Source organism: Rhodococcus sp. 14-2470-1b, assembly GCF_002259415.1.
Lineage (GTDB): Bacteria > Actinomycetota > Actinomycetes > Mycobacteriales > Mycobacteriaceae > Rhodococcoides.
On record NZ_NPFY01000012.1, the window covers coordinates 154,822 to 170,576 of the forward strand.

Consider the following 15,755-nt stretch of genomic DNA (forward strand, 5'->3'; position numbering starts at 1 on the left):
CGAGGTAATTTCCCGGCCTAACGTTGCCGTCATGAGTGCAACGACCGAAGCGGCAGTGGAGTGGGAAGGCCACCCTCGTGGATCCGGCGAGTACAAGCGCCTGGTGGCGGCCCTGTTGTTCGCGGGTATCGCGACGTTCGCTCAGCTCTACTCGGTCCAGGGAATCTTGCCTCTGATCGCCTCGGGTCTCGACGTCACCCCGTCGCAGTCCTCGTTGGCCGTCGGATTGGCGACCGTCGGAGTCGCGGTCTCGGTACTGCCGTGGTCCGTCGTGGCCGATCGAATCGGCCGGGTCAAGGCGATGAGCATCTCGATCGTCGTCGCGACGATCCTCGGTCTGGTGGTGCCGTTGTCGTCGTCGCTGCCTCTGCTGCTGTCGATCCGCTTCTTCGAGGGTGCGGCGCTCGGCGGACTCCCCGCCATCGCGATCGCGTACCTGAGCGAGGAAGTCCATCGCAACCACACAGCGCTCGCCGCAGCCACCTACGTGTCGGGCACGACACTCGGAGGTCTGCTCGGCCGCATCGTCGCCGGACCGGTCGCGGAGGTGACCAACTGGCGCATCGGCACCCTCACGGTGTCGATCCTCGCCGCCGTCGCCGCGACGTTGTTCCTGGTCCTCGCACCGGCGCCCCGACGCTTCCGGGCCGGTGACTCGGCCGGACCGTCGCTCGGCACCCGCCTGTGGGCCAACCTGAAAGAACCGGGAATGCTCGTGCTGTACGCGCAGGCGTTTCTACTGATGGGCGGATTCGTCGCGATCTACAACTTCCTCGGGTTCCGCCTCGAAGGATCCGGGTTCGGCCTGCCGCAGTCGCTGATCAGCCTGATCTTCCTCGCGTACCTCAGTGGCACGGTGTCCTCACGTGTCGCTGGTCAGCTGGCGGTCCGTCACGGTCGAGCCGGGGTTCTCGCCGGGTCCACGCTGCTGATGATCGCGGGCATCGGCCTGACGATCAGCAGCAACCTGATCGTCATCCTCGTCGGCCTGGTGATACTGACCATCGGGTTCTTCGCGGCCCACGCCATCGCGTCGGGCTGGACCGGTCAACGCGCGACCGTCGGGCGTGCGCAGGCGACGTCGCTGTACAACCTCTTCTACTACGGCGGCTCGTCCGTCGTCGGGTGGCTCGGCGGCGTGGTGTACCAGCAGTTCGGGTGGACCGCGATGGCACTGTTCGTCATGGGCCTCGCACTACTGGCCCTGATCGCGGCGGCCTCGCATCATGCGTTGACGAACAGGACCGCGATCCAGAAGAAGACGGCGATCACGACGAACAGAAGCACCACGCTGACGTAACCGAGGATCAACCCGGCGAGCGCGATTCCGGCGCCGTCCTCGCCCGTCCGCTTGATCTGACTCCGAGCGATATGGCCGAGAACGATGGCGACGAAACCGACGAGCCCGGTGAACAACCCCACCAGGCCGCAGATCAGCGCCGCGACAGCGGTGGAGTTGGTCCTGGGCGGGCCGGACACAGGCCCCGCGTAGTGCCCGTACGGGGTGCCCTGCGGATAGGTCATGCCCGAGTGTTGCACTGTCGGACAAATCGGGCAATCCAACCGGGCGTCAGGAGCTGATCTTGCCCCAACCGACGTAGGCGTCGATCTCGAGAAGACCGGTGACGCGCTCCTGGTCCCGGACCGGATACGGCTTGCCGGTGTAATGAGTGGCGATGCGGTCGATGTCGACCCGGCCCGGATCGTCCTGCAGCGTGATGGTGCCGTGGACGGTGACGTGCGTGTACCAGCTCGCCTCGTCCAGCACGGAAAGGGACACCTTCGGATTCGCCCGGATGTGCTCGAGACGCTTGCGGTCCGCCTGGAAGTTCAGAACGATCTTGTCGTCCTCCCAGAGGTACCACGTCGGCGCCGTGATGGGCGTTCCGTCGGCACGAACAACCGCCATGACAGCGGGATTGGGCTTCTTCAGAAGTTCGATGGCATCTGCAGGCAACGGTGGCTTCGGCATGACGCCCAGCCTAACCGCCGACGAGGTCGAGGTTGTGGACGAGAATCAGCAGAATCTCGTCCACAACCTAAGGCGGGAGTGGAGCCTACTACAGCTTGGGGAGTTTGACGACCTGCCCGGCGTAGGAGAGGCCTGCACCGAATGCGAGCAGCAGCGCGGTGTCACCTTCCTTGGCCTTGCCGGTGCGGAGGAGTTCCTCCATGGCCAGGGGGATCGACGCGGCCGACGTGTTGCCGGTCTCGGCGATGTCGTTGGCGACGGGGGTCTCGTCGTTCAGGTTCAGGCTTTTGGCGAGGAGTTCGGTGATGCGGCTGTTGGCCTGGTGCGGGACGAAGGCGTGCAGTTCGTCGGCTTTGATGCCGGCGACGTCGAGGACCTTCTGTGCTGCCTTGCCCATCTCGAACGCGGCCCAACGGAAGACGGAGATGCCGTTCATCTTGATCCACGGACGTTCGACGTCTTCGCCGGTGATGTAGTCGTACCAGTCGATGGTCTGGACGATGGCGTCGGACTGCGATCCATCCGAACCCCAGACGACGGGGCCGATCTCGGTCTCGTCGCTCTGTCCGACGACTACCGCGCCTGCGCCGTCCGCGAAGATGAAGCGCGTCGTGCGGTCGTACGGGTCTGTGGTCAGGCTGAGCTGCTCGGCGCCGATGACGAGGACGTACTGTGCCGTTCCGGCCTTCACCAGGTCCGATGCGACAGCGAGCGCATAGCAGAAGCCTGCGCATCCGGCGCAGATGTCGAACGCGGCGGGGCCCTTGGTGCCGAGGCCGTGTGCGACCTTCGCGGCAGCCTGAGGCGTCAACTCGAGGTGCGTCGACGTCGCGACGATGACGGTGTCGATCTGCTCGGCGGCGATGCCGCTGGCTTCGAGCGCCTTCTTACCTGCGGAGATCGACATCTGGACGACGTTCTCCTCGGGCTCTGCGAACCGGCGGTTCTTGATGCCCGATCGAGTCTGGATCCACTCGTCGCTCGAGTCGATGAACTCGCAGATCTCGTCGTTGGTCACCACCCGCTCGGGTCGGTGGACTCCCAAGCCGAGGAGCTTGGTCTGCCGGCCTTGCGTTGTGCTGATCGCACCCATCTTCAGTTCCTCTCGGTGGCTACCGTGCCATCGCCGGGCTTCGGCTCGGGTCTTGGGCAACGGGCTCGACAGAACACGTTACGTGTCGATGCTCCTGTGATGTGACACCAACCTCACGATGAGTGCGGAGACATCGGCGGGCTGATCGATCATCGCGTGATGATGTGCGTCGTCCACCACTGCGAACTCGGCACCCAGATATCTCGCGAGCCTGGCCTGCTTGCGCAGCCACCAGCGACCCCACGGCGTTTGCCTGCCGGTGTGCGCGGCCGCGACGATCGCCGCGGTCTCGAACCGTGTTCGACGCCGGATCTCGTTCAACTCCGCAGCCATGTCCGGGTAGACGAAGTCCTCGATCAGGGCGGCTTTCAGGTACGACCGCCTCCGGTAGATCCGCCGGGTCCAGTCCAGCGTCTCGAGCGGAATGCCGTCGGGTGGGACGGCGTGGTTCAGAATCCTTCGGACGGTCGGTCCCAGGACGAATTGAAGACCGCTGCCCGACGCCACCGCCGCGAGCAGGTGGGCCCCGGCAACTCGCCAGGGCTTCGGGAGGACGACCCACGGGTCGCGTTCGGCACTGGAGTCCAGCAACAGCACACCGGCGGTTCGCTGCGGATACAGCCTCGCGAAGGCCTCGGCGTAGAAACCGGCGATCGAGTGCCCGACGATCACCGCTGGGCTCGTCAGCTCCAGCGTGTCGAGGACGGCGAGAATGCGGGCGGCCTCGTCGGCAACCGTCGGGACCCGGTCGTCGGGAAGCGGTTCACTCAGCCCGAAGCCCGGCCGATCGAACACCACGACGGTATGGAACGGGGACAGAATTCGGACGCAGTCGTCCCAGTCGAACCAATTGCTCGCCAGGCCGCCGCACAGCACCACCGTCGGCGCGGCTCCGAATCCGTCCTCGCCCCGCGTGTGAGACAGGACGACGTGCGTTGTCAGGTCGTCGACGGTCACGAACTGCCCGGGCGCACATTGTTTCACGTTGAAACAATCACTGCCGGGGTTTGGCGAGCGGGAACGCGAGGGTCTCGCGGATGGAGCCACCGGTGATGAGCATGACGACGCGGTCGACGCCCATGCCGAGTCCACCGGTGGGCGGCATGCCGTACTCGAGGGCCTGCAGGAAGTCTTCGTCGAGACTCATCGCCTCCTCGTCGCCGCCTGCTGCGAGCAACGACTGCTCGGTGAGACGTTGACGTTGATCGACCGGGTCGGTGAGTTCGCTGTACGCGGTACCCAACTCCACGCCCCAGGCGACGAGGTCCCACTTCTCCGCGACGCCCGGTATGGACCGGTGCGGCCGGGTCAGCGGCGACATCGACGTCGGGAAGTCCTTGTAGAACGTCGGGAACTCGGTGTAGTCCTCCACCAGGTGCTCGTACATTCCCTGCGCGACGGCACCTGCGTCCCAGTCCTTCTCGTAGGGAATGTCGTTCTCGTCGCAGAGTCGCTGCAGTTCAGCGAGCGGCGTACCGGGTGCGACGTCGACGCCGAGCTTCTCCGCGACGGCCCCGTGCAGTGTCTTGACGGGCCACTCCCCGGAGATGTCGATCTCGATCATCTCGCCGTTCGGACCGTCGGGACGCAGGATGATCTCGCGCCCGTGTGCCGCGACGGCTGCTTTCTGAATCAGTTCGCGGCACAGCACCATTGCGCGCTCGTAGTCGCTGTGTGCCTCGTACGCTTCGAGGATCGTGAACTCCGGATTGTGCTTGAAGTCCGCGCCTTCGTTGCGGAAGACCCGACCGATCTCGAACACCTTGTCCATGCCGCCGACGCACAGACGCTTCAGGTACAGCTCCGGTGCGATACGGAGATAGAGGTCGAGGTTGTACGCGTTTATGTGGGTGATGAACGGCGCTGCGTTGGCACCTCCGTGCACCTGCTGCAGGATCGGCGTCTCGACTTCCATGTAGCCGCGGTCGGACAGTGAATCCCGCAGAGACTTCACGACGTTGCTGCGCGCGATCATCAGGTCACGGGCACTGCGGTTGATCGCGAGGTCGACGTAACGCTGACGCACGCGCGACTCCGGGTCCTGCAGTCCTTTCCACTTGTCCGGCAGCGGGTGCAGGCATTTGGCGTTCATCCGCCACTCCGCGGCCAGGAGCGAGAGTTCACCCTTCTTGCTGCGACCGATGATGCCACTGACCTCGATGAGGTCGCCGAGGTCGAAGTCGGAGTCGAAACTGTCCAACCGGTCGCCGACCCGTTCGCGGTCGAACAGCACCTGGATGTCGTCCGTCCAGTCCCGCACGACCGCGAACGCGACGCCGCCGTAATCGCGGTTGCGCAGGATACGGCCGGCGATGCGAACCGTCGTCCCCTGTGGGGCGGCCAGTGCTTCGGCGACGGAATGCGTCGGAGGATAGGCGACGGGATATCCCTCGGTGCCCTCGTCGTTCAACCGCTGGAGCTTCGCCAGCCGCACGCGCACCTGGTCGGGACGCTTGGGGCCCCGCTGGGGCTCGTCGTCCTCGTCGACCTGATCGGGACCGCTGCCGTCCGCGTGGATGTCCGCGGTGTCCGCCAGCGCCGCCGGGACCGCCGTGTGAGAACCGGTGTGCTTGTGGGCGCGCCGGAAGCTGGGAAGCGTCAAGAACCCTTCGGCGATGGCCGACGCGATGCCGACCTTGGGAAGCTCACGGTTGTCCGCGAAGCACAGGTACCGCGGCTCCCAGTCCGGTAAGTACTTCAGATTGGAGCGATACAGAGCCTCCAGCTGCCACCAGCGGGAGAAGAACACCAGTACCGAACGCCAGATCCGTAGAACGGGCCCCGCGCCGATGCGGCTGCCCTCCTCGAAGACCGCACGGAACACAGCGAAGTTCAACGAAATCCTGCTGATTCCGAATTGATCCCCGCCGGTCGCCAATTCGGTGACCAGAAGCTCGATCACGCCGTTCGGTGCCTGCGGATCGCGGCGCATCAGGTCCAGCGACACACCGGTACGGCCCCACGGAGCGAGCGAGAGCACCGCGACGGTCTTCTCGCCCTCGCGGGCCTGAACCAGAAGGCAGTCGCCGTCGAGAGGATCGCCGAGGCGCCCCAACGCCATCGAGAACCCACGCTCGGTCTCGGTGTCACGCCACTCGTCGGCGCACCGGATGATGTCGGCCATCTCCTGAGCCGGGATGTCGCGGTGGCGTCGTATCTGCACTGTGACGCCCGCCTTGCGGGCGCGGTTGACCGCCTGCCTGACCGGCCGCATCTCCCGGCCGGCGAGATTGAACTTCTTGGTGTCGAGGATAGCCTCGTCGCCGAGTTCGAGGACGCTGAGCCCGGCCCGCTTGAACGCCGTGGCGCCCGTCTCGCTCGCGCCCATGACCGCAGGCGTCCACCCGTATTTCTCCGCCAGGTCCAGCCAGGCATCGATCGCGTGCGGCCATGCCTCCGGGTTGCCGATGGGATCGCCGCTGGCGAGGCACACTCCGATCTCGACACGGTAGGTCACGGCGGCTTTGCCACTCGGTGCGAACACGACGGCCTTGTCGCGGCGGGTCGCGAAGTACCCGAGCGAGTCCTCGGCACCCCACTTGTCCAGCAGGCCGCGAAGCGCGGACTCGTCGCTACCGGTCAGTGCGTTGGACGAGCGCTGCGAACGGAACAACGTGACGACGGCCGCCAACAACGCGAGCGCCCCGAACAAGCCGAGGAGCGTGTTGACGAAAACGTGTGTGCGGCCGTCGAACTGCTCGTTGTCGACGGTCGCGAGGGCGGTGACTCGGTTGAACGCCCACAGGAACGTCTGGTTCTCCGGGAGCGTACCGGGGAACAGAGCGACCAGTGCCCAGCCGACGAGCGTTCCGACCACCGCGCCGAGGATCAGTACACCCAGAGCCTTCCACGCCGCACCGCGCCGAACACGGGTGTAGAACTCCTTGCGAGCCGCGATGAGCACACCGATGATCACGATGTGCACGCCCAGCGCGATCCACGCACTGACGTTGTTGCCGTCGATCACATCCGCCAGGTTGCTGACCGCGACGAGCACGAGATACAGCGTCAGGAACCACCAGGCGATGCGTTTGCGACTCGCCAGGGCGGCTGCGGTGAGCCCGAGCACCAGAGCCCACGCGAGCGAGGTGTCCGGTGCGTCGATGTAGTAGTTGTCGATGTACTCACGCGGCACACGGATGACGGCCCGCAGCGCCGGCGACAGACTCCAGAGAAACACCAGTACCGCGAACACCCCGAGGACGAGCCCGGAGATGTGCGGCACCTCGCGCAGGCGCCCGTGCTCCGGCGGTGTGAATGCCCGCGGAGTTCGGTGTTCTGAATTCTTCGTCGACTCCGATGCCACCGGTGTGCTCGTCACGATCCGCTCCTGCCCTCGGCACTTGCCGTCACTGTCGACTGCTTCGAAAACAGCCGAGGTAACGGTAGCGCCGAGGACCGACTTCGAGTGATCATTCGGCGCCTCGCGGCGCGGTAGTCACCCGCCGCGGATCAGGCGGAACGGACCGGTGTGTGCTCCTTCAGCATTCCCAATGCAGTTTTCAGGCCACGACGCCGACCCGTCGCCGGATCCACGCCGAACACTTCCTTGATCCCGCCGCGAATGCGGAACTTCAGCTCGGACGACGTCTCCGGAGCGTTGTCCGATGTCGCAGAGAGCAACCGATTCGGCAACGACAGTTTCAGAATGGTGCGCAGCGTCTGCCCGTACTGGTGCGCAAGCGAACCCGTCGTGTACGGAAGGTCGTACTTGTCGCACAACTGGCGAATTCTGGGAGCGATCTCCGCGTAGCGATTGCTCGGCAGATCCGGGAACAGGTGATGCTCGATCTGATAGCAGAGGTTGCCGCTCATGAACGCCAACGTGTTGCCGGCCTCGAAATTGGCGCTGCCCAACATCTGTCGCAGATACCATTCCGGCTGCGTCTCGGTCTCGTATTCCTCCAGCGTGAACTTCTCCGCACCATCCGGAAAATGGCCGCAGAAAATAACCGCGTACGACCAGTAATTGCGAATGAGATTGGCGACGACATTCGCCGTGAGCGTCGACTTCCACGCAGGACCGGTCAGCAGCGGGAAAAGAACGTAATCCTTGCCCACCTGCTTTCCGATCTTGCGGACGACGTCGACCGCCATCTCCCTCTTGTCCTCCCACTTCACCTCGCCGGTCCGAAGCTTGTCGGTCTCGAGGTGATGCAGCGCCACGCCCCACTCGAAGAACGTCGCCAGCAACGCATTCACCAGCGGCTGCGCAACATACTTCGGATGCCATTCCTGATCGCGAGTGATGCGCAGAATCCCGTACCCGACATCGTTGTCCAAGCCGACGATGTTGGTGTACTTGTGATGCGTGAAGTTGTGCGAATGCTTCCACCCCGACGACGGACACGTGTTGTCCCACTCCCAGTTACTGGAATGGATCTCGGGATCGTTCATCCAATCCCACTGACCGTGAATTACGTTGTGCCCCAACTCCATGTTCTCGATGATCTTCCCCGCACCGAGCAACGCAGTCCCGAGCAACCACGCAGGCCTCTTCTTGCTCGCGAACAACACAGCCCGGCCCGCAACCATCAACGACCGCTGAAACGCGATGGTCCGCTGGACATACCTGGCATCCCGCTCACCACGAGAATCCTCGACATCACGCCGGATCGCATCCAACTCCGCACCGAGCGCCTCGATATCCGCCTCGGTCAAATGGGCATATTCCTGAATATCCGATATCGCCATGATTCCCCTCCACATGCGAACCCGAGTGTCCCCGGTCACCACCCCGACCCTACGTACCCCCGGCCCAGCCGTCGACCGGTGTCGGCTCCCCCCCAGTTTCCGCCTGTTTCCGGCGGAGTTTGCCCCGGCGTTCCGGAGCGAACGTGGGGTTCGGTCAGTCTGACGGACTGGAGGGCACTTTCGCTCGGGTGGGTGCGGCCTCGTGCTGTGTTCGTGCGCGCTCGTTTCGGAGCGAACGTGGGGTTCGGTCAATCCGTGCTTCGGACACTTATCCACAGCATCGGGCAGTTATCCACAGGCAGCCGGGATTGCGGTGCAGAATGTCCGACCCTTCGTATTCGATGCTCAGCATGAAACGGGGCGAGTGGGCGGACGACCGGGAACTACTGATGCGTCATGCACGGAATGGCGTGATCCGTACGGCAGATTTGAGGAGGCTCGGAGTGGGGGCGCAAACGGTAGTGGACAGAACCGCCGGTGGGCCGTGGCAGCGGATCCTGCCCGGATTGGTGCTTTTGCACAATGGTCAGCCAACCAGGCAACAAAGAAACACGGCGGCGGTGCTGTACGGCGGGCAGGATTCCATGCTGTCCGGTCGTGCTGGTCTGGCGTTGCATGGGTTCGGGTCTTCGACGCAACCCACGGACTGCGTACTCCTGATACCGAATGCCCGAAATCGTCAAGCTACCGGATTTGTGAGTGTCGAGCGTACGACGCGTCTACCGCTGGCGGTGAGGAAAGCAGGATTGCCCGTCGCACCGGTCGATCGGTGTTTGCTCGATGCAGCCCGCCGAATGTCCGATCGCAAGCAATGCACGGCCCTCGTCGCCGAGGTGGTGCAGCGCGGCGCAGCTGACGTCGGCGCGTTGATGAAAGAACTCGACGACGGGTCATCACGGGGAACGTCCATGCCGAGGAGGGTGCTGTACGAACTCGGAGACGGCGCGCATTCGGTGGCGGAAGTCGACGCTCAGGCACTCTGCAGAAGTAGTGGCCTGCCTCCGGTGGTGTCCAACCAGGTGCTCTTGACTGCCCACGGTGATTTCATTGCAATCGTCGACAACTGGTGGGACGCGGTAGGAATGGCTCAGGAAATCGAATCCTTCAAACACCACTCTTCTCCTGAGGCGTTCGAGAAGACGCTGGAACGACGCGCATACATCGAAAGCCATGATGTCGTCCTCGTCGCGCATACTCCCAAAGCGATTCGTTCTCAACCCAATACAGTAATCGACGACCTGCGACACGCTTACGACAGAGCCCGGAACCGCCCGCGGCCGAGGGTAGTTGCAATCCCACGATCGGAGTGGCGTCAGGACGCGTCGTAGATCCAGATCATTTGACGGCCGGTCTGATGCGACGTCGTGATCGGGTGATCGATCACGCGGTCGAGGCGGTATCCGAGGCGCTCGGGTACCGCCCGACTGCGGTCGTTCGCAGCATCGCAATGGATTTCGACTCGAACGATGCCGTCGAGCTCCGCGGCGAGGGCCGTCAGAGCTCGCGCGACACGAGTGACGATTCCTCGTCCCTCCGCATCTTCGGTGACCCAGTAACCGATCGTCGCGTGATCCGGTCCCGCTAATCGAATCCCCGCTTTGCCGAGGAATTCATCGCCGGAACCGCTGGCGATCATGTAGTCGAACATCGAACCCGAATCCCATTGTGTAAGAGAGTCGGCAATTCGACTTTCCTGGGTTGCGACGGGTGTGGCGTCCTCGACGGCCCACTCCATCCACGGCGCCAGCCGCGGGATGTTCGACGCTATCGCCTCGGCCACCGGTGCAGCGTCGGCAAGCGTTTCCCGACGAAGTACGAAGTCGTCGAACTCGATCAGTTCCGGGGGGATCGGCTGCATTCGTGCAGTTTGCATCAGTTGCTGATTCATTGCGAGTCATTTTTCGTCAACCCCTGAGCGAAAGTGCCGTTCGGTCAGTCAGACTGACCGAACGGGACGTTCGCTCCAGAAAGGGGGTAGAACGGGGTCGAAGGGGGAAGAAGGGGGCCAGAACGGGACGGAAATGATGCCGACGCTAGGACGCTTGCCAGGATCGCCAGGTGAGTTTGCTGATGACGATGACGGGGCCGTCGGGAGGTGTGGGGGTGTAGTGCTCGTATTTCTTCACCAGGGCGGCGATGGCGGTGCGGCCGCGATCGGTGTCGGCGTCGATGACTTCGGCCGAACCGCCGGCGCGGATCCACCAGAGGTCTTTCCAGTTCTCGGAGTAGCTGTCGACGATGAGGCTGACGGCCGGGTCGGCGCGGATGTTCTCGAGTCGTTTGAGTTTCTGGGTGCTTTTGGGTTTCCAGTCGATGGCGGTGACGAGGGTGTCGTCCACGCGGGCGAAGACGATCGGCACGAGGTGCGGGGTGCCGTCGGCGTTGACGCTGGAGAGGATGGCGCGTCGGGCTTCGCTGAAGCGTCCAATTTCGTCGTCGATCTTCACGGTGCGTCGTTTCCTCGTGTCAGGCCGACGCGCTGTGTGCGTCGTTCGGCAGCAGGATCGTTTCGAGCTGAGTGGCGGTCATGGGCTTGCCCAATAGATGACCCTGCCCGAATGTGACGCCCATGTCGACGCAGCTGGCGAGTTGGTCTTTGGTTTCGATGCCTTCGACGACGGTGTCGCGTCCGAGATCGTGTGTGACGTCGACGACGGCTTTGCAGAGCGAGGTCATGGCTCGTCTGCGCTGTAGGTCGCGACTGTCGAGGTGTTGGGTGAGTGATTTGTCGATCTTGAGGATGTCGACGGGCAGGGTGGCGAGGCGTTCGAGGGAGGAGAAGCCGGAGCCGAAATCGTCGATGGCGATGAGGGAGCCGTGGCGTCGGACGTCCATCAGTTGGTAGTGCACTGCGTCGAGGTCGTGCAGCGATTTCGACTCTGCGAGTTCGAGGACCAGCCGCCCCGGTTCGATTCCGAGGGAGTCGATGATGCTGTTGACGTCGGTGGCGAGTGTGCCTGCGGCGAAGTGGAGTGGACTCACATTGACGCCGACCTGAATGTTCAGGCCTTTGCACTGCCAAGCCGCGAGGGTGCGGCAGACCTGCGAGAGGATCCAGTTGCTGAGCGGAATGATCAGGTCTGCGTCCTCGGCGAGACCGATGAAGCTGTCCGGCATCAGCAGGCCCAGTTCCGGGTGGTTCCACCGGATCAGTGCTTCGGCGCCGATGACTGCGCCGGACGCGAGTTCGACGATGGGTTGGTAGACCATTTGCAGCTCGTGTTCGGCCATCGCGACTCCGCGAAGGCGTTCGACGAGTTCGAGGCGTGTGCGGTTGCTGTCGCGCAGATCCTCCGAGAACACCTGGTGGCTGCTGCGGCCGAGGTTCTTGGCCGCGTGCATGGCGGTGGTGGCGTCGTGGATGAGTTGGACCGGGTCGTCGGAGTCCGGCCCCGAGGTGGCGACGCCGACGCTCGCGGTCACGGTCAGCTGACGGTCGTCGATGGTGAATGCAGGCTCGAGGACGCTGGAAAATCCGGCGGCGAGGGCGCGAGCAGCGATCGACTGGCAGCCTCGGGCGATGACGACGAACTCGTCGCCGGTGAGCCTGCCGAGGGTGTCGTTGGGCCGGGTGGAGGCGGCGATTCTGTTCGCGACCTGCTGAAGAAGCGCGTCGCCGTGGACGGGGCCGAGTGCGTCGTTGAATTCGCGGAAACCGTCGATGTCGACGAGGAGGATGCTTACTTCGTTCTCGTCGGAGCGCACCGCGAGTTCGGTGGCGAGGAGCGCCTCGATCTCGTCGCGGTTCGCCAGACCGGTCAGGGGATCCTGGCGGACGGGAGCCTCCGCGGCCTGCGCGGTGATGTCGGTATGGGTGAGGTAGATGCCGCCGTCGGCGAGGCGGGTGGCTCGGATTCGGTAGACCACCGACCCGAATCTGTGGTTGGAGGAGAAGACCTGCCCGGATCCGGAGATCAGGGCGCGCAGGCCGTCGACCAGTGAGATTGCCGCGTCGTTACCTCGGGCGATCGCCGGAGCCCACAGGTCGAAGTAGCTGGCTCCGGGAAGGCACCCGTCGGTCTGTGGTCGATCCGCCCAGAACGCGGACCACACGCTGTTGACCAGGACGATCATGCCGTCGACGTCCAGGACGACGACGCCGGATGGAACGGCGTCGAGCATGGTGCGCGCGAGGTCGTCGGTCCATTCGACGCGGGTGTCCCCGAGTCGCTCGCTGGTGATGTCCGTTGCCCAGATCGCGTGCCCGGAAGTGCCCTTGACGGTGCGGTAGGACAGCCATTTCTGCAGGGTGTACGAGAAGTCCTCGTACACTCCCGGTCCGTTGCAGGAGGAGACGAACGCGGTCCAGGCGGGATCGGAGAACCAGGCGTCGATGCAGCGTCCGACGAGGGTGTCCAATGGTGCCGTGAGCAGCGCCGCGGCGGCGGGATTGGCGTAGGTGACGACGAAGTCTCGATCGACCAGCACGAGGGGGTCGGACAGCAGATCCAGCTCCGCCCGAGGAACGGCAAAAGGATTCTCGACGGCAGGGCGGGGCATGGGTGTCTCTCGGTTCATACTTCCCCCCCGTGGCCGGTCGGCCGCGATTCACCATAACCCGAAGTTTGCTTATCCGCTACAAACAGGTCGTCTTCCCCGTTTTGGCGCGCGAACGAGTGTGAATTGCCCGGTTAGCACGGATGCGAGGGTCTCGTCGAACTCCGGACCTGCACCGACCACGGGCTTTCGGGGATGCGGTCGAGGGAGCCGAGCACCCAGCGCGCAGCGTTGCAGCCCTGATCGAACAGTGATTGCGCGACGGTCGTCAGACCGGTTGCTTCGGCCGCATCGGAATCGTCCCAGCCGGTGATCGCGACGCCGTTGCCGCCGTCGAGCGGGCCGACGACATCGAACGCTCCGAGCGCGAGATCGTCACTGCAACAAAGAAGTGCGTCGGCGCCGACGAGTCGGCGTGCGGCGTCGGCGCCGTCGGCGGACGCGTTCGTCCCGACGAAGGCAACGGGAGTGGATTCCCACTGGAAACCCGCGTCGACGACGGCCCGGCGGAAGCCGGCGAGACGTGCGGCGGTGACCGGGAAGGTGGCGTCGGCCGGATCGGGGCCGTGAACGATCTCGACGACGCGGTCGCGATTGCGCGGAAAGCTGATCACCGCAGGCGCAGTCGACTGTCGCAGTCCCTCTTTCCCGACGGCGAACGCTGCTGCGGAGTCGTCGATTCCGATTATTGCCGCACCCGGGACGATAGGCCCGCCCTGGATGCAGACGGGCTTGCCGGTGCCGATCACGACGTCCAGCATCGGGTCGTCGGACACCGTGGTCCACAACACGTACCCGTCGACCTGAGCGCCGCGTATGCGCTCCAGATCGGCCTTCGCCGGCGAATTCGGCTGGGAGCGGCCTCCATTGGGTAACAGCACGAGTCCGGAGTCGGTGTCGAGGCAGGCCTCGGCGATTCCGGTCAGGAAAGCGCGGGCCTGGGGGTTCTCGAACGAGTACGTCAGTTTCTCGGTGAGGACGACGCCCACGTTGTTGGTCTTGCCGCTGCGCAGCGACCGTGCGCCCGTGTGCGGGCCGGTGTATCCGAGGCGCTCCGCGGCGGCGAGGACTCGCGTCCTGGTGGTGTCTGAGACGCGAGTGGGTTGGTTGTAGGTGTAGGAGACGCTCATCGTGGACACGCCCGCGGCGGCGGCGACGTCGGCCATGGTCGGGCGGGGTTGCATGGGTTCACCCTAGCGTTCCTCGACGGCATGTGTAACGATACACAACATGGGTGACGGTAGATCTCTCGTCAAGCTTCTGGTTCTCGCGGCCGCGGCCTTCGTCTACGTGACCGCCGAGACTCTGCCCGTCGGGCTGCTCCCGGAGATCTCGTCGGACATGGGGGTCAGCGAATCGAGCGTCGGCCTGCTGCTGACGTTCTATGCCTACGGAGTCGCAGTGATGACGATGCCGTTGATGACGTTCGTACGCAGGTGGCCGCGTCGAACGGTGGTCGTGGTGACCGTCGGTGCACTCGCCGTGTCGCAACTTCTGTCTGCCGTCGCCATCGGATACCCCATGCTGGTCATAGCCCGAATGGTCTGTGCTGCGACGCACGGTGTGTTCTGGGCAGTGGTCGCACCGGTCGCGGCATCGCTCGTCGCCCCCGAACGCAAAGGAAAGGCCATCGCGACGGTGTACGCCGGAACGTCGTTGGCGCTGGTGGCAGGCAATCCGTTGACCGCTGCACTCGGCCAGTGGCTCGGCTGGCGCACAGCGGCCGTGTGCATCGGTGTGGTCGCGGCGATCATCGCGGTGACACTGTTCGCGGTTCTGCCGACGATGAAGGTCGCTGACGTCGGCTCCGGCCCGACAGCCCGCGTGCGAGTACTCGACCGATCCCTGGTGATGATCTGTGTCGCAACATTTCTCGCAGTGCTCGGCCACTTCGTCGCGTACACCTACTTCTCGTTGATCGTGGACCGCGGCCTCGGTTCCGTCGGAACGATTCTGACCGTGATGTTGCTGCTGTACGGGCTGTGCGGAGTCGTCGGAATCTGGATCGTCGGCAGAACCTTCGATCGATGGCCGAGGCGATCCACCATCGGTGCACTGTCCGTCGTTCTGGCCGCACTGGCCCTGCTGTGGACAACCATGCTTTCCGCCCCGGGTTCCCTTGCCGCACTAACTGTCCTGGGCATCGGACTGTGGGGTCTGGCCTTCACCACCGTCCCGGTCTGCCTGCAGTCGACCGTCCTGAACACCACGCGCGCCGACCCCGACCGCGCCTCGGCCGTCTACGTCGTCGCATTCCAGCTGGCCATCGCCTCGGGAGCCCTCGTGGGCGGAATCGTCGTCGACAGGGCCTCCATCGCCGACGTCATCGCCCTCGCAGGCCTACTCGTCATCGGAGCTCTCATCACCGTCATCGCTGGGCGCAGTACCTTCCCGGGCGCGGTTCCCACCGAACCGAACGTGACCTTCAGTCACTCCAAGTGACCGAACGCCACGTTCGGTCCGGGAACAGGGGCCACGTTCGGTCCGGGAACAAGGCGA

13 protein-coding genes are annotated in these 15,755 nt (G+C 64.4%); 3 read left to right on the plus strand and 10 right to left on the minus strand.

The window, feature by feature from the left end:
• Positions 1–31 precede the first annotated feature (31 nt).
• The gene (locus CH293_RS10670) at positions 32–1,300 is read left to right on the plus strand and encodes an MFS transporter (RefSeq protein ID WP_094720163.1); all 1,269 of its coding nucleotides are present in this window, start codon (positions 32–34) and stop codon (positions 1,298–1,300) included.
• Here the strand turns inward: CH293_RS10670 and CH293_RS10675 are convergent.
• The 6 genes from CH293_RS10675 to CH293_RS10700 form a co-directional block, all read right to left on the minus strand.
• Positions 1,225–1,524: a DUF4190 domain-containing protein gene (locus CH293_RS10675; RefSeq protein WP_037104072.1), complete on the minus strand. Its 300-nt coding sequence runs from the start codon at positions 1,522–1,524 to the stop codon at positions 1,225–1,227. The two genes, CH293_RS10670 and CH293_RS10675, sit on opposite strands and share 76 nt — an antisense overlap.
• A gap of 46 nt (positions 1,525–1,570) precedes the next feature.
• Positions 1,571–1,972: a PPOX class F420-dependent oxidoreductase gene (locus CH293_RS10680; RefSeq protein WP_094720164.1), complete on the minus strand. Its 402-nt coding sequence runs from the start codon at positions 1,970–1,972 to the stop codon at positions 1,571–1,573.
• Positions 1,973–2,060: 88 nt separating this feature from the next.
• Complete coding sequence (locus CH293_RS10685; RefSeq protein WP_037104249.1) at positions 2,061–3,065, minus strand: beta-ketoacyl-ACP synthase III; 1,005 nt, start codon at positions 3,063–3,065, stop codon at positions 2,061–2,063.
• 78 nt (positions 3,066–3,143) lie between these two features.
• Positions 3,144–4,007 carry an alpha/beta fold hydrolase gene (locus tag CH293_RS10690; protein WP_176459976.1) on the minus strand — a complete coding sequence of 288 codons (864 nt, stop codon included), beginning with the start codon at positions 4,005–4,007 and terminating at the stop codon, positions 3,144–3,146.
• 52 nt (positions 4,008–4,059) lie between these two features.
• A complete protein-coding gene (lysX, locus tag CH293_RS10695) occupies positions 4,060–7,371 on the minus strand; it encodes a bifunctional lysylphosphatidylglycerol synthetase/lysine--tRNA ligase LysX (protein WP_255122808.1) in 3,312 nt (1,103 codons plus the stop codon).
• A gap of 146 nt (positions 7,372–7,517) precedes the next feature.
• The gene (locus CH293_RS10700; RefSeq protein WP_037104251.1) at positions 7,518–8,759 is read right to left on the minus strand and encodes a fatty acid desaturase; all 1,242 of its coding nucleotides are present in this window, start codon (positions 8,757–8,759) and stop codon (positions 7,518–7,520) included.
• A gap of 794 nt (positions 8,760–9,553) precedes the next feature.
• On the opposite strand from CH293_RS10700, the gene CH293_RS28555 reads away from it, so the two are divergent.
• Complete coding sequence (locus CH293_RS28555) at positions 9,554–10,087, plus strand: hypothetical protein (RefSeq protein WP_255122794.1); 534 nt, start codon at positions 9,554–9,556, stop codon at positions 10,085–10,087.
• On the opposite strand, the gene CH293_RS10710 is transcribed toward CH293_RS28555, so the two are convergent.
• From CH293_RS10710 to CH293_RS10725, 4 genes are all read right to left on the minus strand, one after another.
• Positions 10,072–10,617, minus strand: a complete 546-nt coding sequence (locus tag CH293_RS10710; protein WP_255122795.1) for a GNAT family N-acetyltransferase — start codon at positions 10,615–10,617, stop codon at positions 10,072–10,074. The two genes, CH293_RS28555 and CH293_RS10710, sit on opposite strands and share 16 nt — an antisense overlap.
• Positions 10,618–10,792: 175 nt before the next feature.
• Entirely contained in the window at positions 10,793–11,206 is a 414-nt protein-coding gene (locus CH293_RS10715) for a TIGR03668 family PPOX class F420-dependent oxidoreductase (RefSeq protein ID WP_094720168.1), read from the minus strand.
• A gap of 19 nt (positions 11,207–11,225) precedes the next feature.
• Positions 11,226–13,277 (minus strand): bifunctional diguanylate cyclase/phosphodiesterase, encoded by a 2,052-nt coding sequence (locus CH293_RS10720; protein WP_037104083.1) that lies wholly within the window; start codon positions 13,275–13,277, stop codon positions 11,226–11,228.
• Positions 13,278–13,390: 113 nt separating this feature from the next.
• Positions 13,391–14,440, minus strand: a complete 1,050-nt coding sequence (locus CH293_RS10725; protein ID WP_094720169.1) for a LacI family DNA-binding transcriptional regulator — start codon at positions 14,438–14,440, stop codon at positions 13,391–13,393.
• A 46-nt stretch (positions 14,441–14,486) separates the two neighbouring features.
• Here CH293_RS10725 and CH293_RS10730 point away from each other — a divergent pair, with 46 nt between their 5' ends.
• Positions 14,487–15,698 (plus strand): MFS transporter, encoded by a 1,212-nt coding sequence (locus CH293_RS10730; RefSeq protein ID WP_094720170.1) that lies wholly within the window; start codon positions 14,487–14,489, stop codon positions 15,696–15,698.
• The last annotated feature ends 57 nt before the right edge of the window (positions 15,699–15,755 follow it).